The sequence below is a fragment of the Actinomycetota bacterium genome (assembly GCA_019347675.1).
Taxonomy (GTDB): Bacteria; Actinomycetota; Nitriliruptoria; order Nitriliruptorales; family JAHWKO01; genus JAHWKW01.
The window spans coordinates 20795-40854 of record JAHWKW010000012.1; the positions used below are offsets into that span (position 1 = coordinate 20795).

19 protein-coding genes are annotated in these 20060 nt (G+C 71.2%); 18 read left to right on the plus strand and 1 reads right to left on the minus strand.

Annotation, left to right across the window (positions count from 1 at the left end):
* Window positions 1–64 precede the first annotated feature (64 nt).
* The 6 genes from KY462_09390 to KY462_09415 all read left to right on the plus strand — a co-directional run bounded on the left by KY462_09390 (window position 65) and on the right by KY462_09415 (window position 5886).
* Window positions 65–928, plus strand: a complete 864-nt coding sequence (locus KY462_09390; protein ID MBW3577931.1) for a M23 family metallopeptidase — start codon at window positions 65–67, stop codon at window positions 926–928.
* Window positions 929–1100: 172 nt separating this feature from the next.
* The gene (locus KY462_09395; GenBank protein MBW3577932.1) at window positions 1101–1799 is read left to right on the plus strand and encodes a M23 family metallopeptidase; all 699 of its coding nucleotides are present in this window, start codon (window positions 1101–1103) and stop codon (window positions 1797–1799) included.
* Between the two features lie 177 nt (window positions 1800–1976).
* Window positions 1977–2831 (plus strand): M23 family metallopeptidase, encoded by an 855-nt coding sequence (locus tag KY462_09400; GenBank protein MBW3577933.1) that lies wholly within the window; start codon window positions 1977–1979, stop codon window positions 2829–2831.
* Between the two features lie 205 nt (window positions 2832–3036).
* Window positions 3037–4812, plus strand: coding sequence for a CTP synthase (locus KY462_09405; protein MBW3577934.1), 1776 nt, complete (start codon window positions 3037–3039; stop codon window positions 4810–4812).
* 29 nt (window positions 4813–4841) lie between these two features.
* On the plus strand, window positions 4842–5369 hold the full coding sequence (locus KY462_09410) for an NUDIX hydrolase (protein ID MBW3577935.1): 528 nt from the start codon (window positions 4842–4844) through the stop codon (window positions 5367–5369).
* Between the two features lie 115 nt (window positions 5370–5484).
* A complete protein-coding gene (locus KY462_09415; GenBank protein MBW3577936.1) occupies window positions 5485–5886 on the plus strand; it encodes a sugar transferase in 402 nt (133 codons plus the stop codon).
* 1012 nt (window positions 5887–6898) lie between these two features.
* Here KY462_09415 and KY462_09420 read toward each other — a convergent pair.
* On the minus strand, window positions 6899–7858 hold the full coding sequence (locus tag KY462_09420; protein ID MBW3577937.1) for a hypothetical protein: 960 nt from the start codon (window positions 7856–7858) through the stop codon (window positions 6899–6901).
* A gap of 503 nt (window positions 7859–8361) precedes the next feature.
* Between KY462_09420 and ald the strand changes: the two genes are divergently transcribed.
* The 12 genes from ald to der all read left to right on the plus strand — a co-directional run bounded on the left by ald (window position 8362) and on the right by der (window position 20039).
* On the plus strand, window positions 8362–9489 hold the full coding sequence (gene ald / locus KY462_09425; protein MBW3577938.1) for an alanine dehydrogenase: 1128 nt from the start codon (window positions 8362–8364) through the stop codon (window positions 9487–9489).
* Window positions 9490–9542: 53 nt separating this feature from the next.
* On the plus strand, window positions 9543–10463 hold the full coding sequence (locus tag KY462_09430) for a site-specific tyrosine recombinase XerD (GenBank protein ID MBW3577939.1): 921 nt from the start codon (window positions 9543–9545) through the stop codon (window positions 10461–10463).
* A gap of 25 nt (window positions 10464–10488) precedes the next feature.
* Window positions 10489–10842: a TraR/DksA C4-type zinc finger protein gene (locus KY462_09435; GenBank protein MBW3577940.1), complete on the plus strand. Its 354-nt coding sequence runs from the start codon at window positions 10489–10491 to the stop codon at window positions 10840–10842.
* 363 nt (window positions 10843–11205) lie between these two features.
* Window positions 11206–11988, plus strand: coding sequence for an AAA family ATPase (locus KY462_09440; GenBank protein MBW3577941.1), 783 nt, complete (start codon window positions 11206–11208; stop codon window positions 11986–11988).
* Window positions 11972–12223 (plus strand): hypothetical protein, encoded by a 252-nt coding sequence (locus KY462_09445; GenBank protein ID MBW3577942.1) that lies wholly within the window; start codon window positions 11972–11974, stop codon window positions 12221–12223. The genes KY462_09440 and KY462_09445 overlap by 17 nt, the downstream gene beginning before the upstream one ends.
* Window positions 12224–12365: 142 nt before the next feature.
* Window positions 12366–13202 carry a segregation/condensation protein A gene (locus KY462_09450; GenBank protein ID MBW3577943.1) on the plus strand — a complete coding sequence of 279 codons (837 nt, stop codon included), beginning with the start codon at window positions 12366–12368 and terminating at the stop codon, window positions 13200–13202.
* A gap of 14 nt (window positions 13203–13216) precedes the next feature.
* Entirely contained in the window at window positions 13217–14119 is a 903-nt protein-coding gene (gene scpB, locus KY462_09455; GenBank protein ID MBW3577944.1) for an SMC-Scp complex subunit ScpB, read from the plus strand.
* Window positions 14116–14874 (plus strand): rRNA pseudouridine synthase, encoded by a 759-nt coding sequence (locus KY462_09460; protein ID MBW3577945.1) that lies wholly within the window; start codon window positions 14116–14118, stop codon window positions 14872–14874. Before scpB ends, KY462_09460 begins: the two co-directional genes overlap by 4 nt.
* Window positions 14871–15323, plus strand: a complete 453-nt coding sequence (gene aroH / locus KY462_09465; protein ID MBW3577946.1) for a chorismate mutase — start codon at window positions 14871–14873, stop codon at window positions 15321–15323. The genes KY462_09460 and aroH overlap by 4 nt, the downstream gene beginning before the upstream one ends.
* Before the next feature lie 8 nt (window positions 15324–15331).
* Window positions 15332–16480: a prephenate dehydrogenase/arogenate dehydrogenase family protein gene (locus tag KY462_09470; protein MBW3577947.1), complete on the plus strand. Its 1149-nt coding sequence runs from the start codon at window positions 15332–15334 to the stop codon at window positions 16478–16480.
* A 137-nt stretch (window positions 16481–16617) separates the two neighbouring features.
* The gene (aroA, locus tag KY462_09475; protein ID MBW3577948.1) at window positions 16618–17964 is read left to right on the plus strand and encodes a 3-phosphoshikimate 1-carboxyvinyltransferase; all 1347 of its coding nucleotides are present in this window, start codon (window positions 16618–16620) and stop codon (window positions 17962–17964) included.
* Complete coding sequence (gene der / locus KY462_09480; protein MBW3577949.1) at window positions 17961–20039, plus strand: ribosome biogenesis GTPase Der; 2079 nt, start codon at window positions 17961–17963, stop codon at window positions 20037–20039. Before aroA ends, der begins: the two co-directional genes overlap by 4 nt.
* The last annotated feature ends 21 nt before the right edge of the window (window positions 20040–20060 follow it).

The window sequence follows — 20060 nt, forward strand, 5'->3', positions numbered from 1 at the left end:
CGGGTGGCGGTCCGGCTAAGGTCCTGCGCCGATCCCAGCCGTCACAGCACGCAGGACGATCAGCGTGACCCGACCGAGCGAGCCTGCGAGCCTGGCCGAGTCCTTCGCGGCGCACACCCGGCTCCAGGTCGGCGCGGCGACGCTCGACAGGATGAGCGGGCCGGGCGCGGTCCGAGCGCCACGACGGCGGCGCCGGGTCCGGCTGCGGCAGCTGGGCCTGGTGGTCGCGGTGGCGGCGGCCGTGGCCAGCTCCGTGGCGCTGGGCGCGTCGGTGGGGGAGCGGACGGGCACGCGGCGACCGCCGCTCGCCGCCGCGCAAGGCGGACCCCTCGACGTCAGCGACGCTGGCCAGCCGCGCTCGGCGGGAGCCACGGCCACCGCCGTGTTCGCCTCCTACTCTGACCTGCAGCTGGTCCTGCCCAGCGACCAGGTCCGCTTGGTGGGCTTCCACGAGGCCGCGCTCGCGGACGCGCTGCCGCTGACCCCGGCGGGCTCCCTGCGCGCGAACGACAACACCACCAAGTTCCGTCCGCCACCCGACGGCGACGGCGTCGGCTACGTGGTGCTGTCGTCGCGAGGTCGCACCAACCCGGCCACATCCGCGGTGGACGTTGCGCTTCCGCCGGGCATCCCGGTGGCGAGCCTGATCGACGGCACCGTCACGCTGGTGGAGCACTACCAGCTGTACGGACGTCACCCCGACACGCGGGTCGAGATCGCCCCTGCCGGGCGGCCCGACCTACGGGTGGTGCTGATCCACCTCACCGACGTCCGCGTGAGTCCGGGACAGCGGGTGCAGGCGGGGCGCACGGTGGTCGCTGGTGCCGCGAACCTGTTCCCGTTCGGATCTCACGTCGATCGCTACGTCGAGGGCGAGCCGGGCCCCCACGTCCACATCGAGGTCAAGCGACCCACCAGTGGGGCGTAGCAGCGTGGCGCCACGGCTCGCGCTGTTGGGCGACGGGGAACCTCCCCGGTACGTTCCCGGGCGCTCAGCGCCCAGACGGCAAGGTGTCCTTCGGTCCGTCGGTGACGGAGCCGATACCCACGGTCTCGGTCGCGCAACCCCCACCCGTGACACGACGCCCTGGAGCGACGCCGTGCCCGCACGCCCCGCCAACGACGCGTTCGCAGCCGTGTGCACCCGGCCCCGCGTCAACCGCTACGCGATCGCCGGACTCGCTCCGGTGCTCGCCGCGGCACTCAGCCTCCCGGCCGCCGTCGACCGGACCGCGGCTGCCCGGCCGAGCGCCGTCGAGGCACAAGCGATGTGGGTGGATGCCAGCAACGGCATGCCGAGGGCGCCGGCCCCCGAACCCGTCATCGAGCCGTTCGCGGCCGTCGAGGGGGTCCAGCTGGTCGAACCGGCCCCAACACCGGTCCTGATCGGGTTCCACCAGGCGAACGGCCCGCGCCCGATCGCGCTGACCCCCGATGTGGCCGCGCACCAGATCCTGCCCAGCCGCGGACGAGGCACCCACGCGACCTCCGCGGTCGACATCGTGCTGCCGGCGGCAGAGCCGGTCCGCGCCACCGTGTCCGGGACCGTCGTGGCCGCCAACCGCTACGCGCTGTACGGCCAGACGAGCGATGGCCTCGTGGAGATCGTCCCCCACGCCAACCCCGCGATCCGCGTTCGCCTCCTGCACCTCGCCGAGCTACAGGTAACCGCCGGTGAGCACGTCGTCGCGGGGGAGACCGTCGTGGCCGCCACCGCTCGGACACTGCCGTTCGGCTCGCAGATCGACACGATCGTCGGCCAGCGACTGCCTCACGTCCACGTCGAGGTGGTGCGGTGACCGTGCGCTCACCGAACGGTTCGCGCGGTGATTGAACCGGGGGGAACGGGCGGTCGAGGAGCGTTGTTGGGGGTACCGACTTCCGGACACCGTCCGGGATCGCGCACCAGTCCGACACACCACGGGGGGATCCCCCGCCGCGGGAGCGCCGCTCCCGAGACGGAGGAACACGTCGCCATGTCACCGCAGAACCGCAGCCGCGCCGCGCTGGTCAGCGTCGCGATCCCGGCGATCGGCGTGCTTCTCGCACTGCCGCTGTCCCCGGACGCTCCCACCGCGGCCACCGTCGCCGCGGGGACGGGCGCGGCCGCCGCCGAGGAACCGCTGACGCAGCCCACGGGCAGCCACCCCGTACCGGTGGCTGACCCGTCGGCCGTTGTGAACACGGATCACGCCCCGCCTCCCCCCGACGCCGTTCCTGCCGACGCAGCCGCGGTCGACCCGCACGTCGAGCCGGCCCAGCCCGAGGCGCCGTACCCGGTGGGACCGTCCCGGCTGTTCGCGACGTTCCAGGAGCTGCACCTGTGGACGCCGAGCGCGGATCCCGTCCTGATCGGTTTCCACGAGGCCTACTACGACGGCGCGCTGGCGATGCTGCCGATGGGGCAAGCCACCGCGCTGGACAACCCGCGCTTCCCCGGCACGCCGGACCGCGCAACCGGCCAGCCCTACGCGGTCCTGTCGTCGCGGGGCCGGCGGCCGGAGCCGACATCCGCAGCCGACATCGTCGTGCGTCCGGGAGAGCCCGTCCGCGCCGTGGTCACCGGCACGGTGATCGAGGCCCGGCCCTACCTGTTGTACGGCAAGTACCCGGACGGGCGTGTGGCCATCCGCTCAGCTGAGCGTCCCGACCTCGTCGTGACGATGCTGCACATCTCGGGCCTGCAGGTCCACGTCGGCCAGCAGGTCAACGCTGGCGAGACGATCGTGGCGGCACATGGCACCCAGTTCCCGTTCGTGTCGCACATCGACAACTACCTCGGCGGCAACCCCAATCCCCACGTCCACGTGGAGGTCGCTCACCGCGGGTAGCGGGTCACGGCGCGGGGCCTGGCTGGTTCGGCGGTGGAGCCGGCTGAGGTCGCGACCATGACCGTCGCCTCGACGGGGCCGCTGTGCGACGTGTGCGCGAGGTGTTCGTCGTCCCACGGGGCTGGTGTTACCGTGACGGGGGCCACGGTGTGGCCGCGTCCGGACAGACGGAAGGGCCCCGGTGGTGGACGGCATCGTTCGAGACATCGTCGCTGAGCCGACCCCCAGCCGCCGATCACAGCCCGCGGCCGGCACCAAGCACATCTTCGTCACCGGCGGCGTGTCGAGCGCGCTCGGCAAGGGCATCACCGCAGCGTCGCTGGGCCGACTGTTGAAGGCGCGAGGTCTGAAGGTCACGCTTCAGAAGCTCGACCCCTACCTCAACGTCGACCCGGGCACGATGAACCCCTTCGAACACGGTGAGGTGTTCGTCACCGATGACGGGGGAGAGACCGACCTGGATCTCGGCCACTACGAGCGGTTCGTCGACGAGAACCTCTCCCGCGGATCGTCTGTGACGTCGGGGCAGGTCTGGCTGTCGGTGATCAGCAAGGAGCGACGCGGCGACTACCTCGGCAAGACGGTCCAGGTCATCCCCCACATCACCGACGAGATCAAGTCGAGGATCCTCGCGGTCGGTCAGGACGCCGACGTGGTGATCACGGAGGTCGGTGGCACGGTCGGTGACATCGAGGGCCTGCCGTACCTGGAGGCGATCCGCCAGATCCGCCACGACGTCGGCCGTGACAACGTCTGCTACCTCCACGTGGCACTGGTGCCGTACATCGCTGCGTCGGGGGAGCTGAAGACCAAGCCGACCCAGCACTCGGTCCGCGAGCTGCGTGCGGTCGGTATCCAGCCCGACGCGCTGGTGTGCCGCTCCGACCGGCCCCTGTCGCCCGACCTGAAGCGGAAGATCGCGCTTCTGAGTGACGTCGACATCGAGGCGGTGATCTCCGCTGAGGATGCCGAGTCCCTGTACGAGGTCCCGCTGATGTTGCACCAGGAGGGCCTGGACACGGTCGTGTGCCGCCGGTTCGGACTCGCTGAGGTCGAACCGGACCTGGGCGAGTGGGAGACGATGGTCGGCCGGGTCCGCGCCGCCCGCGAGACGGTCACGGTCGCGGTGGTCGGGAAGTACGTGGAACTACCCGACGCGTACCTGTCCGTCGCGGAGGCGCTCCGCCACGGGGGCCTGGCCTGCGGCGTGCAGGTCGCGATCCGCTGGGTGTCCTCCGACGACCTGCTCGACGACGGCGTGGACCGCCACCTGGCCGACTGCCACGCGATCCTGGTCCCCGGCGGGTTCGGCGTGCGCGGCATCGAGGGGAAGATCGCGGCAGTGCGCTACGCCCGCGTGCACGAGGTCCCCTTCCTGGGGGTGTGCCTGGGGCTGCAGGTCGCCGTGATCGAGTTCGCCCGTCACGTCGCTGGCCTGGAGTACGCCCACTCGTCGGAGTTCGAGCCCCACACCCCCGATGCGGTGATCGACCTCATGGTCGACCAGCGTGACGTCACCGAGCTCGGCGGGACGATGCGGCTCGGCTCCTACCCGGCGAAGCTGCTGGACGGGACCCGGGTGCGTGACCTGTACGGCGAACCGGTGGTGTACGAACGCCACCGCCACCGGTTCGAGGTGTCCAACCGGTACCGCGCGGGGCTCGAGGAGCGCGGGCTGGTGTTCTCGGGGGTCTCGCCTGACGGGCGCCTCGCCGAGTTCGCTGAGCTCCCCGATCACCCGTGGTTCGTGGCGACGCAGGCGCACCCGGAGTTCAAGTCGCGACCCAACCGCCCTCATCCACTGTTCGCCGGTCTGGTGGCCGCAGGGTTGCAGCGTCATCGGGAGACCCGCGGGCAGCTGCCGGTCGACCTCGACGAGGTCGGCCGCACCGACGTCCCCGGGCGCGCGGCCGCCGCCGAGCTGGCAGACGCCGGATGGGCGGTCTCCCATGGCAACCGCCCGGTCGAGGTCGAACGCTGAGCGAGCCGGCTGCGGGGTGGTTCGAGACCGTGGCGTCCGAGACCGTGCACGAGGGCGTCTTCGCCCGGGTGCGCGTCGACCGCGTGCGGATGCCCGACGGTGAGGTGCTCGACCGCGAGGTCGTCGAGCAGGCGGACGCCGCGGGGGTCGTCCCGATCTTCGGGGACGGCTCCGTCATGCTGCTGCGTCAGTACCGGCAGCCGTTCGCCACGTATCTGTTGGAGATCCCGGCGGGGAAGCTCGACCGGGAGGGCGAGGATCCCGCAGCGGCCGCAGCACGCGAGCTGATCGAGGAGACCGGGTACCGCGCCGAACGACTCGAGCACCTGGTCACCTTCCGTAACTCGGCCGGCTGGACCGACGAGTCCACGCACCTGTACGTCGCCACCGGCCTCACGGCGGAGGGCGTCCCCGACGACTTCCACGCCAGCGCCGAGGAGGCCGACATGGAGATCGTCCGCCTCCCGCTCGACGAGGCGGTCGCCGCCGTCCGTGACGGCACGATCACGGACGCCAAGACGGTGATCGGCTTGCTGCTCGTCGGGGGCCGGTTCTAGCTCTGTCGCCGTACGGGCATTCGCGCGTCCGTGCAATCGCGGACCGGCGAGTTCGTCTACCCGGTCGCCGCCGCATGCAGTGACCGGCGCGACGAAAGCGACAATCTGCACCCTCATGCTGCTCCTGGCGCTCCCGCTGATGGCGGCGATCGCGGTCATCGTCCGGCTGCACGACCGGGGTCCCGCCCTGTTCCGGCAGACGCGTGTCGGCATGGATGGCCGCCCGTTCACGCTGTTGAAGTTCCGGACCATGGTCGAGAACGACGACAGCGACACACAGTGGGCGGTCGACCACGACGACGCGAGGGTCACCTGGATCGGCCGGTTCCTGCGGCCGACCCACCTGGACCAGCTCCCGCAGCTGCTCAACGTGATCCGGGGCGACATGTCGCTGGTCGGGCCGCGGCCTGAACGCCCGCACTTCGTCGATCGCTTCTCGGACCAGATCCCGCGGTACGAAGCGAGACGTTGTGGGCTTCCAAGCGCAGCCGGTTGCCTTGGGCCGCGGGATCGGTGAGCAGGGCGCGTTCGTGGACCTCCGGGAAGGTGCCCCACCCGCTGCCGAGCCAACAGAAGGTCGGACACTGGCGGACGGCGACCTCCCAGATCGCGGTTCGGCCTGTCGATCCACGCCTCGTGAGCAGACGATCGACGGTCGTATCGGGCACGACCGCCGCGCCGACCACCACCACGACGACCGCGATGGCGGCCACCCGCAGACGCCCTCGGCGCCCCGGGAGGTTGAGCATCAGCACAGCAACGACGGTGAGGGCGCCGAGGGCCCCACCACGGGAGGCGGTGCTGAGCAGACCGACGACGATCAGGAGGCTCGCCGCGAACCACCACCAGCGCGACGACCGTCTCTCCTGCACCACTTCGCCGAGGGCGACGGCGAGCGGCAGGATCAACGCCGCAGCGGTGATGTTGGGATCCGCCTCCCCACCACCACCGCCTCCGGCGACTCCGAAGCGGCCGGCACGTCCGGCGGCGAAGGCGCCTGTGGCCATGTCGACGAATCCGAGCAGCCCCACCATGACCCCGCCGGCGACCAAACCCCGCTGCAGGGTCACCCGCTCGACCGACCCGGCCGGGGCCATCACCGCGACGGCGTACAACAGCACGAGCGCCGCGAGGACCATGACGTCGTGCAGCGTCTCCGCGGGCGCGACCGACCAGAGGTAGGTGAGCAGGGTGAGCGCGAGCAGCATCAGCCACACGGGGAGGGCCGGATCCAGGCGTGGGGAACGCCGCCATCCGCCGGCGAGTTGCAGCACGAGCGCAGCGGTGGCCACCATGCCGAGCCAGCTGGAGAGGGTTCCGAGCCCGCCCGCGAGCCCCGGCACGCGCACCGCCGACCCGAAGGGGACGCTGGCCGCGTACAGGGAGAGGGCGATCCACGGTGAACGCGACACGGTGAGCCCGAGCCACGCGACCAACGGGACCGCAAGCAGCCCCAGGCCCAGGGCGACGACGAGGGTCACCCGGGCAGGATACCCGGGCCCTCAGAGCTCATCGGGATGGATAGAAGCTCATCCAGGAGGCTTCACCACCTGGAAGGCGTCGATCGGGATGTCGCAGAGGTCGCGGACGCCCAGCTCCCAGGGTTCGTCGCGGCCCGGCGCGTCCTCGAGCTTCAGCGCGATCGGGCCGCCGGTGGAATCGCCGATCACCGCCCCGTAGTCCTGGAGCGCTCGGGCGATCACTCGAGCTTGCGGGGACAGGTCGAGCCGGTCGAGATCGATGTCCGGCGCGATCCGGATCCGGGTGCCCTGCGGCGGCGCGGCGGGATCGTCGGAGTCCCCGTCCGACCCCACCATCGGGAAGACGTGTCCGCTCCCCGACTCCCTCACCGCCACCTTCAAGACACGGTCGATGCTGCCCGACGCCACCTCTTGGTACCGCACCGCGACGATGGCCCCGTTCAGTCCCCGGTGCGAACCGGTGTTCCGCGGTACATCCGACGCGGGCAGGCGACCGTCGAGGCCGTTGGACGCCAGGTAGGCGATGCTCCCACCTCCCGCGGACCAGCGGTCGTTGTGGCGGTCGTAGCGGGCGTGCCAGAACCATGCGACGTATCCACGATCGCGATCGAACACCACCATCTCAGCGTCGGAGTTGGCGCTGGGCCGAGCTGCCTCGGGGATGCGCAGACGCGCGAACTCGGGGGGCAGCTCGTAGCGGGTGGGACGCACCTCGTGCTCGGGATCGGCGGGGCGTGCGTGGTAGACGGGCTCGCCCCACGGGTCCCCATCGACGCCGACGAGGTGGACGCAACCGTCATCGACGTTGGTCCGACGCAGGAAGTCGATCATGTCATCCGAGGCCGGATGGACCGGTGCGTCCGCCTCGAGCGGCGTGTTCCAGTACGAGTCCCTGGTGAAGATCGGTTCCGCCCGGTCAACCGAGAGCAGCACTCCCAGCACCGCCACACCGACGACGGCGATGCCGATCGCCCACCACGCGGGCACGCTCCAGGCGCAACGCGGCAACCTCATCTCCGTTCGGGGGTCGGGGGCTCAGGTGGTACCTGGTCGACCGCAGTCTGGACCTCTGCGCGCAGGAGTGAGCGCGACCCCGAGGGTAGTTGCGCTCAACCCATACACCGATTGATGCGGTCGTGCAGAATGTTGCTCAAAGAGTCTTGTGAGGCGTGAGTGGCGTGGCTCTTGCGGTGTCACGCCAGGCAGTCGTCCCGCTGATCGAATCAGGTCAAAACTCGGATCCAGGCCGCGAGGGCGAGACCGGGGCTGGCGGTGGGGCCAGGGTCGCCAGGGGGCTGGCGGGGGGTCGCGGCCAACGCCAGGGACCCGCCCATCAACCCGCAACCGACGATCCCGACTCGGCGGAACGGCGTGGTTCACGCACGTCACGGTCCTTCGCGGCGGCGTCGAAGGCACGTCGACTCTCGCGCTTCAACACCGGGGCGCCCGTGGGTCCGGCCCGGCCTACCCTGCTGTCAGTACCACGCCTGACCCCCTGAGCAGGAGCAGTCGTGAAGGTCGGAGTCCCCAGGGAGGTGAAGGACACCGAGTTCCGCGTCGCGATCACCCCTGCCGGCGTCCGGGAGCTGCTCTTGGCGGGTCACGATGTCCTGATCGAGCGGGGCGCCGGCGCCGGATCGTCGCTCAGCGACGCCGACTTCCGCCGGGGGGGTGCGACCATCCTGTCGGACCCCGACGAGGTCTGGGGACAGGCCGACCTGGTCCTCAAGGTGAAGGAGCCGGTCGAGGCCGAGTACGGCTACCTCCGCGACGACCTCACCCTGTTCACCTACCTGCACCTGGCGGCCGACCGCAAGCTCACCGAGGTGCTGATGGCCACGGGCACGACCGCGATCGCGTACGAGACGGTCGAGGACCGGGCCCGGGACCTGGTGCTCCTGGCCCCGATGTCGGAGGTGGCGGGCCGTATGGCGCCCCAAGTCGGGGCGGTGTGCCTGGAACGCGAACGCGGCGGGCGCGGGATCTTGCTCGGTGGGGTCTCGGGCGTGTCCCCGGCACACGTCGTCGTGATCGGGGCGGGGACAGCGGGACGGAACGCCGCGTGGCTGGCCTCGGGCATGGAGGCGCGCGTGACCGTCCTGGACCTGGACGTCGGGAAGCTGCGCTACATCGACTCGATCCACAAAGGGCGGATCATGACGTTGATGAGCAACCGGCTGACGATCGAGGACATCGTGCCGACCGTCGACCTGCTGGTCGGGGCGGTGCTTGTCCCCGGCGCCAGGGCGCCGACCGTCGTCACCCGCGACATGGTGGCGGCGATGAAGCCCGGCGCCGTCATCGTCGACATCTCGATCGATCAGGGCGGCTGCGTGGAGACCAGCCGTGTGACCACCCACAGCGACCCGACCTACATCGAGCACGGGGTCGTCCACTACTGTGTGGGCAACATGCCGGGGGCCGTCCCCCATACGTCGACGTACGCGTTGACGAACGTGACGGTCCCTTACGCGGTCAGGCTCGCCGAAGGCGTCCGTGAGGCGCTGGCGGACGATCCCGGCCTGCTCAACGGCGTGAACGTCGCTGCGGGTGAGGTCACCAACGTCGGCGTCGCTGAGGCCCACGGGCTCCACGCGCGCCCTGCGGCGGTTGTGCTGGGCTTGAGCCCGCGGTCGTGACCGACGAGACGGGGGTCACCGTGGCAGAGCGCGAGGTTCGTCGCTCGCACGAGATGCCGTTGTCGTCGGCCGCTCTGGGCTACCTCGACCACCTGCGTGTCGAGCGTGGCCTGGCAACCAACACGCTGGCGGCCTACCGCCGTGATCTGCGCCTGTACGCCCGGTACCTGACCGACCGCGGGATCGCCGGGCCCCTCGCGGTCGCCGCCGACGACGTCGAGGGCTTTGTTGCGTGGCTACGCGAGCAGACGACCAGCAACGGCCGCCCGTACGCGTCGTCATCGGTGGCCCGAGCGGTGGTCGCGGTCCGGGGGCTCTACCGCTTCCTGGCACGTGAAGGGCTGGCTGACGACGACGTCGCCGCCGCTGCGCTCGACGTGCCGTCGCCTCCCCGGCCGCTCCCCAAGGCGCTGAGCGTCGAGCACGTCGAGCGCCTGATCGGGGCGGTGTCGGGTGCCGATCCTCGAGCGCTGCGCGACCGGGCCATGCTCGAGCTGCTGTACTCGTGTGGGCTGCGCATCGGGGAGCTCGTCGGGGCCGACGTCGACGACGTCGACCCGGTTGAACGTTCGGTCATCGTGACCGGGAAGGGGGCCAAGACCCGGGTCGTACCCTTCGGGACAGCGGCCGCAGCTGCGTTGGACGCCTGGCTCGTCCGCGGCCGAACAGCGATCACGCCACAGACGCCAGCCCTCCTCGTGAACCTCCGGGGTGGCCGTCTGACGCGCCAGGGGGCGTGGAAGATCGTCAAGCGCCACGCCGACGTGGCCGGGGTCGCCGGTACGGTGTCACCACACACCCTTCGCCACTCGTTCGCGACGCACCTGCTCGACGGCGGCGCTGACGTCCGGGTGGTGCAGGAGCTACTCGGCCACGCGCACGTCACGACGACCCAGATCTACACGCTCGTGAGCCGCGAGCGACTGCGGCAGGTCTACGACCAGGCACATCCCCGTGCCAGGCGGACCGGCTGACCGCACGACGACGGAAGGTCGACCGATGGACCAGGAGATGCTCGACCGGCTCCGCAAGCAGCTGGACGAGGAGCGCGAGCAGCAACTGTCCCAGCTGGAGACGTACGGCGCCGACCCCTACGGGGAGGCGGTCCGTGACCTCGGCGGGGCGGAGGAGGGGTTCGCTGACTCTGCGCAGGTCACCGAGCAGCGAAGCGAAGCCCTGGCCCACATCGACAACGCTCGCAACCGCCTCCAGCAGGTCGATGAAGCACTCGCTCGCATGGACGCGGGCACGTACGGGATCTGCGTCGAGTGTGGTGAGGAGATCGCGCCGGCGCGGCTCGAGGCTCGTCCGCTGTCGATCCGGTGCGTCGAGTGCGCCGCGCGTTCGGAGTGACCCGCCGGCGGGCGGCCCGCCTCGGTCGACGCGAGTGGCATCGGCTGCCGACGTGTCGCGTGGTGTGCGGTCAACGGACGCCGGTGCGCGGGACATCGCGGCGGGCTAGCGGAGCAGCGACCCGCCGAGTTACGGTCGCCCGCCTGTCGACGAGCCGCTGTAGCGAGATGTCGACACGTGGATGCGTCGACGGATCGATCGGGCGGCGTGCGAGGAGCGCACAGCGTGGATGAACACCCGCGTGCCGACAACCGGCGGCCCGAGGAGCCAGCATGGCCAGCGACAAGGCAGCCACAGGCGTCCGACCCCGATGCGTCGACGCCGCAGGGTCGGCCAGTGGTTGCTCCCGGTGGAGGCTCTTCGGTGCGTCGCCCAGCCCGGGTGATCGCCTTCGCCAACCAGAAGGGCGGGGTGGGGAAGACCACGACCGTGATCAACCTCGGTGCCGCGCTGGCAGAGTTGGGCAACCGAGTCCTCCTGGTTGACATGGACCCGCAGGGGTCGTTGGGCGTCGGGCTTGGCGCGGAGCCGCACGCGCTCGACGCCACGGTGTACAACCTCCTCCTGTCGGACGGCACCACCCCCGACGAGGTGGTGTGTGCCACCGCGATCGACCGGTTGCATCTCCTGCCGGCGAACATCGACCTCGCCGCCGCGGACATGCAACTGGTGCAGGAGGTGGCACGGGAACAGAGCCTGCGGCGCGTGACCGATCGGCTGCGCTACCGCTACGACTTCATCCTGATCGACTGCCCACCCAGCCTCGGACTGCTGACCATCAACGCGCTCACCGCGGCCGACGGCGTGATGATCCCACTGGAGTGCGAATACTTCGCGCTGCGCGGCATGACCTTGCTGATGAACACGATCACGAAGGTCAAGGAACGCCTTAACCCTGAACTAGAGATTCAGGGTATCCTGCCGACGTTGCTGGACGCCCGGACGCTCCATGCCAGGGAAGTCCTGGAAAGAGTGCATCAAGCGTTCGGGGACCTGGTGTTCAAGAGCACCGTCCCGAAGACGATCCGGTTCGCTGAGGCGCCGGTCGCCGGTGAATCCATCCTGACGTACGCGCCCAGCACCAAGGGCGCTGACGCGTACCGTGACCTGGCCCGGGAGATCCTGTCGCGTGAACCGGCGAGCTAGCCCGACGTCGCCGTCGATCGGGACGGCCAACGGGCGGACGAGCCACGATGCCAAGATCACGGTCTACCTCACCCAGCAGGAGCTACTGGACCTCGAGCAGGCCCGGCTCCGGCTGCGCGGCGAGTTCGGGATCTCGGTCGACCGCGGCCGCATCGTCCGCGAGGCGATCGCTGCTCTCCTCGCCGATCTGCACGCGACTGGTCCGGACTCCGCGATCGTCCGGGAGCTGACCTGATCGTCGACACGGGCCCGGCGGGTACTCGACCGCCGGGAGCCACCTGACTACCCTCCGGCCGACTTCGTCGCGCCGGGAGGTCCTCCTGCGACGCCGCCCCGACCTGCCCGCGCCATCCGCCTGTGTGGCGGTGGACGGTGGCGTGGCCGCGCCGCAGGGATCGGCGGGGGACGGCTACCACGTTCGACTCGAGGTGTTCGAGGGGCCCTTCGACCTGCTGCTGCAGTTGATCGCCCGCCGGAAGCTGGACGTCTCCGAGGTCGACCTCGCCGACATCACCACGGACTTCCTGGCCCACCTGCGGCTGGACAGCGACGATCCCGCGCTGGACCTCGACGGCGCCACGCGGTTCCTGGTCGTGGCCGCAACCCTGATCGAGCTGAAGGCCGCGCGGCTGCTCCCCGCCGAGGAGCGAGCCGAACTCGACGATCTCCTCGCTGACGCACGTGACGTCCTGTACGCGCGGCTGCTGGAGTACCGGGCCTTCCGCGAAGCCGGCCGGCAGCTGGTGGATCGGCTCGACGCCAACCGTGGCTTCGCCGGTCGCCACGTCCGGCTCGAACCTCGCTTCGCCGGGTTGGTCCCGGAGGTGGAGCTGGCCGTCGATCCGTCCGCGCTGGCTGCGATCGCGGCGGCCGCGCTGGGGTCCCGGGGTGAGGACCGCGTCAACGTCAGCCACCTGCGGGTGGCGGTCGTGACCCTGGAAGAAGCCGCCGGCCGGCTCCTGGACCGCCTGACGGCGCCGGGCGAACGGACGTCGTTCCGTACGGTCGTGGCCGGTCTGTCGCGGACGGAGCGGGTCGTGCACTTCCTTGCGGTCCTCGAGCTGTTCAAGCTCGGCCACCTACAGCTGCACCAGCCGGCGGCTTCGGGAGCGCTCACGTTGGAGCGACGTGCCGGTGGCGGCGATCTCTCGGCCGTGTCCGCCGCCGCGCCCCAGGCCACCGACCAGCCTGCGACCGAGGCCCGGAGCACGTGACGCACGAGGACGCCATGGAACACGTCAGCCGCCAGGCGCTCGAGGCGATCCTGTTCGTCGTCGACGAGCCGGTCGACGTCTCGACCCTCAGCCAGGTGTTGGAGGTGGGCCGGGCGGAGGTCGAGGCAGCGTTGCGCGCCCTCGCGGAGCGGCTACGCGACGAGCGGCGCGGCTTCGTCCTGCGGGAGGTCGGCGGCGGCTGGCGGCTGTACACCGCGCCCGCGGCTGCGCCGTACGTCGAGCGGTGGGTGCTGGCCGGCCGGAGCGGACGTCTCACGCAGGCGGCGCTCGAGACGCTCGCGGTGATCGCGTACAAGCAGCCCATCTCGCGGCAGGAGATCGGCGAGATCCGCGGCGTCAACCCCGACGGGGCCGTCCGCACGTTGCTGGGACGGGGCCTGGTCGAGGAGGTCGGTCGCGACCCCGGTCCCGGGCGCGCGGTCCTCTACGGCACCACCACGGCGTTCCTGGAGAAGGTCGGTCTCAGCGGCCTCGACGCATTGCCCCCTCTGACGGACTTCCTCCCCGAGGGTCCCGCTCCCGACGAGCCTTCCGACCCGGTCGACCTGCGGGCAGCGCGGCAGCGGCTGCAGGCGGGGCGCGACCTGGTCACGGCAGGGCGGCCGCGGTGGGAACCGGGCGCCGGAGGCGAGCAGGGCGCGGACGCCGAGGATGCTCCCGCACGCTCGGAGCCGGACGCGGCCGGCGGCAGGCGCGATCCAGCCCAGGACATGGACGCCCAGGACATGGACGCCCAGGACATGGACGCCCAGGACATGGACGCCCGGGAGATGGATGACCTGACAGCCGCGCTCGATCGCGCGACCCGCAACGCCGTGGCGGCGCTCGAGCATGCCGTGAGCTCCGCCCAGGAGCACGGGGAGGGCGCCCGTGGCGACGAGGACCTGATCCCGTGAGCGAGCAGCGGCTGCAGAAGGTGCTGGCCGCTGCCGGAATCGGGTCGCGGCGCGCCTGCGAGGACCTGATCGCTCAGGGGAGGGTCACGGTCGACGGGGACGTCGCCGAGCTCGGGCGGAAAGTCGACCCAGCGACCGCCGACGTCCGCGTCGACGCCGAGCGGGTCAACGTCAACCCGGAGCGGGTGTACGTGATGCTGAACAAGCCGCGTGGGGTCGTGACGACCGCCGACGATCCGCAGGGACGGCCGACGGTGTTCGATCTGGTCGACCTTCCCCAGCGCCTGTTCAGCGTTGGTCGTCTGGACATGGACAGCGAGGGGTTGCTGCTGCTGACCAACCATGGCGACCTCGCGCACGCTCTCACCCACCCCTCGTACGAGGTGCCGCGGGTCTACGTCGCCCAGGTCCAGGGAACGCCGGGGAGCAGTCACCTCTCGGATCTCCAGCGGGGGGTGCAGCTGGAAGATGGGTTCGCGTCGGCGCGGTCGGCACGCATCCTGGGCGAGGCTCGGGGGAAGGCGCTGGTCGAGGTCACCCTCACCGAGGGCCGCAAACGCGAGGTGCGCCGGATGCTCGACGCGGTGGGCTTCCCCGTCGAGCGGTTGGCGCGGATCGCGTACGGTGGCGTCGAGCTGGGGGACCTACGGCAAGGTCGCTGGCGGCCGTTGACCCAGGCGGAGATCGGCCGTCTCTTCGCCGCCGTGGAAGCTGGCCCGCAACCACCTCCCGGGAGTCGACTCTTCTCACGATGAGCCGACGACGAGACGATGGGACAGATCGACGAGGCGACGATGACTCTCTGGCAGAGCAGGCGTTGAGCACCTCGGCGGACGATGACCGCCGGGTGCGAGCCATCCGAGGGGCCACCACACTGGATGCCGACACCCGGGAGCAGGTGATCGCCCGGACCCAGGAGCTGCTGGGCGCCGTGTACGCACGCAACGAACTCCACGAGGAGGACGTGGTCAGCATCGTGTTCACCGCGACCGAGGACATCTCCAGCGCCTTCCCCGCGGAGGCCGCAAGGGAAGCGGGGATCAGTCACGTGCCCCTGCTGTGCGCTCGAGAGCTCGAGATCGACGGCGGCATCGAGCGGTGCATCCGGGTCCTGGTCCACGCATACACCACCAGGCACCGTCGGGAGCTGCGCCACCCCTACCTCCACGGGGCACGCCAGCTGCGTACGGACCTGCCCGAGTGACGCCGAGCGTGGCGCGGCACGGACCAGGCGGTGACGGCGGCGGCCACACGCCGTTCCGCCGAGTCGGGATCGTCGGTTGCGGGTTGATGGGCGGGTCCCTGGCGTTGGCCGCCAGGAGCGTTGCCGACGTGGAGCGGATCGTCGTGACGGACCGCGATCGCGAGGTCCGGCGGGCGGCGGCCCGACGGGGGCTCGGAGAGGTGGTCACCGAGCCCCAAGCGGTCGCTGCTGGGGCGGACGTCGTGTTCATCGCCGTTCCACTGGAAGAGATTCCCAAGGTCGCGGCCTCCGTCTGGCCGGTGATGCAGCCGAGCGCCGTTCTGACAGACATTGGGAGCGTCAAGTCTAAAGTTATGGCTGAGGTCGAGGTGTTGGCCGGCCGCTCCCCCGAGACCGGCCCGGTGTTCATCGGCGGCCACCCGATGGCGGGGAGCGAAAGGGAGGGTCTGGACGGCGCAGATGGAACGGTCTTCCAGGGGTCCGCATACGTCCTGACTCCGCCGGCGTCCGCGCCGACGGAGGCCTTCAACCGACTGGCGTCGTTCGTGCGGCTCCTGGGCGCGCGCGTCATCGCGGTGGACGCCGCGACGCATGACCGACTGGTGGGGATCGTCAGTCACCTGCCCCAGGTGGTGGCGTCCGCGTTGATGACGTTCGCTGCCGACACCGCCCGGGCCGACCCCGGACTCCTGGCGATGGCGGGCGGAGGGTTCCGGGACGTGACACGGGTGGCCGCCAGCAGCCCAGAGCTGTGGACCGGGATCCTGCGGGAGAACCGCGAGGCCGTGCTGGACGCGGTGGAGGGGTTCGCGGGGGTGCTGGGCGCGCTGCGCACTGCGCTCGGCGCCGGGGACTGGGCCGCGGTGAGGCAGGCACTGGGGGCCGGCCGCGACGCCCGCGCCCTGCTGCCAGGGAAGGCTGTCGACGCGCCGCTGATCGATCTGGTCATCCCGGTCCACGACCGACCCGGGAGCCTGGCAGCGGTCACGACGGCCCTCGGCGCTGTCGGGATCAACATCGAGGACGTGTCGATGCGCCACGCTGAGGACAGCCCCCGCGGCGCGCTGGTCGTTGCTGTCGCCGGCGATGACACCGCCGAGCGTGCCAGGCTGGCGCTGGCTGCCCGCGGCTTCGCGAGCCACCTCGAGACACGGTAAGCGCCGCACGGTCGCAGGCTGGTTGGCGCAGATGCAGCTGGTGTTCTCGGGGGTGGATAGCGGTAGTGACTTCAGCGCCGGCGTGGCACCCTCGACGGGTGCGCACTGAGAGCCCACACGGGCCGGCCAACGCAGCCATGACGGTCGCCGACCGTGTTCGCGTGCACCCCGGTCCGCTGACAGGTTCGGTGGTGGTCCCCGGCGACAAGTCGATCAGTCACCGTGCACTGTTGATCGGGGCGCTGGCGGACGGTGCGGTCAGCGTCAACGGTCTGGCTCCCAGCGGGGATGTCGCGGCCACGGCCGCAGCGCTGCGCCTGCTGGGAGCAGTGGTCGACGTGAGCGGAAACGACGGCGGCCTGGCTGGCACCGTCACCGGCCCGCTGGTCGAGGCCAGTGACGTCGTCGACTGCGGCAACTCCGGGACGGCGATGCGACTGCTCGCCGGGGTCACGGCGGGGATCGAAGGCCTGGCCGTGCTCACCGGGGACGCGTCTCTGCGGCGCCGCCCGATGGACCGCGTCGTCGCGCCGCTGCGCGCGATGGGGGCCCGGGTCGACGGCAGGGCCGGCGGGCAGCTCCCACCTGTGGTGGTCCGCGGCGGAGGCCTCCGTGGCGTTCGCCACGTCAGCCCGGTGGCCAGCGCCCAGGTCAAGTCGGCCGTGCTGCTGGCGGGGCTGCGCGCGGAGGGACCGACCGAGGTCACCAGCCCGGCCCGCAGCCGGGACCACACGGAGCGGCTGATGACCTATCTGGGTGGCGACGTGACCGTCCGCCATCTGGGTGACGGCCGCGAGGTCGTGGCGCTCCGACCGGGAGCGTTGCAGCCCCGACCGGTCGGGGTCCCCGGGGATCCGTCGAGCGCTGCGTTCTGGATGGTGGCCGCAGCCGCGGCGATCAACGGCCGTCTCGACGGCGTTGAGCTTCCTGACCTGTGCGCGAACCCGACGCGCTTGGGGGTCGTCAACGTGCTGCGGGCGATGGGCGCCAGGTTGGAGGTCGATCCGACCGGCGAGGTCTCGGGCGAACCGCGGGCCGCCGTGCGGGTGTGGCCTTCCGATCTCACCGGCGCCACCGTGGCCGGTTCCGCGGTCGTCGATGCCCTCGACGAGCTCCCGGTGCTGGCGGTCGCCGGCGCGCTGAGCCGAGACGGTTTCGTCGTCCGCGACGCTGCTGAGCTCCGCGTCAAGGAGAGCGACCGCATCGCAGCGCTCGCAGCCACGTTCCAGGCCCTCGGCGTCACGATCCACGAGCGCCCCGACGGTTTCGCGGTGCCAGGAGGTCAGCGTCCCGCCGCAGGCACGGTCGATGCCCGGGGGGATCACCGCATCGCCATGACCGCCTGCGTCGCGGCGACCTACGCCACCGGCCCGGTCGAGGTCCGCGGCTTCGGGTGCGTCGCGACCTCGTACCCCTCGTTCCTCGAGCACCTGCGCGCACTCGGCGGCACGGTGGAGGTCCTCGACCGGTCGGGTGCCCCGTGAACCGGGTGGAGGGCCGCATCGTGGCGATCGATGGTCCGTCGGGCGTCGGGAAGTCCACCGTCGCTCGAGGTGTGGCCGACGCGCTCGACGTGCCGCACATCGACACCGGGGCGCTGTACCGGGCGGTCACCTTGGCGGTGCTTCGTGCCGGCGTGGACCCCCACGACGAGGACGCCACAGCCCGTGTCGCCGAGCAGCGCCAGATCGAGCGTCGCGACGGCCGGACCTACCTCGACGGCGATGACGTGGACGACCAGCTCCGTGGAGATGGGGTCACGGCCGCCGTCTCGGCGGTGTCCGCCCACCCCGGTGTGCGCGCGGCGCTGATCGACGTGCAACGCGACGCCGTGCTTCCCGGCGGAGGTGTCGTGGAGGGCCGAGACATCGGGACCGTTGTGTTCCCCGATGCCGACCTCAAGGTCTGGCTGACGGCCGACGCCGACGAGCGCGCTCGTCGCCGCGCGGCGCAGCAGGACATCGCCGACCAGTCGAGCGTGGCCGCGGAGCTGGCCCGGCGTGATGCGACCGACGCCGGCCGCTCGCTGGCGCCACTGGCCAAGGCCGAGGACGCCTGGGAGATCGACACCACCGACATGTCACCCGGGGAGACGATCCAGGCGGTGGTCGCCCTGGCCCGGGCCGTCTGGGGACAGGAACCCCACGAAGAGCCGGAGGCACCCCCCCAGACGGAACAGCTCGACCAGGCGGCCCTCGACGCGGCGGCGCTGCGTGCGATCGCCCCGACGCGGCGCGCCCTGCCACGGGTCGCGGTGATCGGCCGGCCGAACGTGGGCAAGTCCACCTTCGTGAACCGGGTGATCGGCCACCGCGCTGCGATCGTGGAGCAGAAACCGGGAGTGACGCGCGACCGGACCGAGCACGTGGCGACCTGGCGCGGCAGGGCGTTCACGATCGTGGACACCGGCGGTTGGGAGCACGGAGCCGACGGCATGGCCGGCCGGGTGGTCGAGCAAGCCGAGAAGGCCGTGGCCGAGGCTGACCTCGCGATCTTCCTCGTCGATGCGACGGTCGGGGCGCTGGCGGACGACGAGCGTTACGCCAAGCTGCTTCGCCGAGCCGGCACCCCGGTCCTGCTGGTGGCCAACAAGGTCGATTCGCCGAAGCAGGAGCCGCTGATCCACGAGCTGTACGGGCTCGGCCTCGGAGATCCCCTGCCGGTCTCGGCCGCGCACGGGCGTGCCATGGGTGACGTCCTCGACGCGATCGTCGACGTTCTGCCCGAGGACACGCCCGAGTCGCCACCCGACGAGTCCGGGATCCCGCGGGTCGCGGTCGTCGGTCGGCCCAACGTCGGCAAGTCCTCGCTGTTCAACCAGCTCCTGGGTGAGGAACGTTCGATCGTCGATCCCGTCCCGCACACCACCCGGGACGCTGTTGACACGCTGGTCACGATCGATGGCGAGCCTTGGGTGTTCGTGGACACCGCAGGACTGCGGCGGCGCTACCGCCACGGCGAGGACACCGAGCTGTACAGCGCGGATCGGACCCGCCGGGCGGTCGAGACGGCCGACCTCGCACTGTTCGTCGTCGACGGTTCTGAACCGATCGGCGAGCAGGACCAGCGATTGGCGGCCATGGTCCGCGACGCCGGGTGCGGCATCGTGCTCGCCGTCAACAAGTGGGACCTGGTCGACGACGAGCGTCGTTCCGACCTGGAGCGCGAGCTCGAACGGCTGCTGGGTTTCGCCGGCTGGGCACCCCGGGTCAACGTCTCGGCGCTGACCGGTCGGGGAGTCGGGCGGATCGTTCCGTGGCTACGGAAGGTCTACGACGCCTACCGCACGCGGATCCCGACCGGAGAGCTGAACACGTGGCTGGGGGAGGTCACCGAGCGTGTCCCGCCGCCACCCGGTCCGGGGGGGAGATCCGCTCGGCTGAAGTACGTCACGCAGCCGGCCACCGGTCCGCCGACGCTCGTCCTGTTCGGTAGCGGCCAACTGACTCCCGCATACCAGCGCTACCTCGAACGCACGCTGAGGGAGCGTTACGGGCTGGTGGGCACCCCCGTGCGGCTGCGGCTGCGTGGCGGCCGCCGCGCTGAACGCAGCCGGTGACCGACGGCGGGGAACCACGCT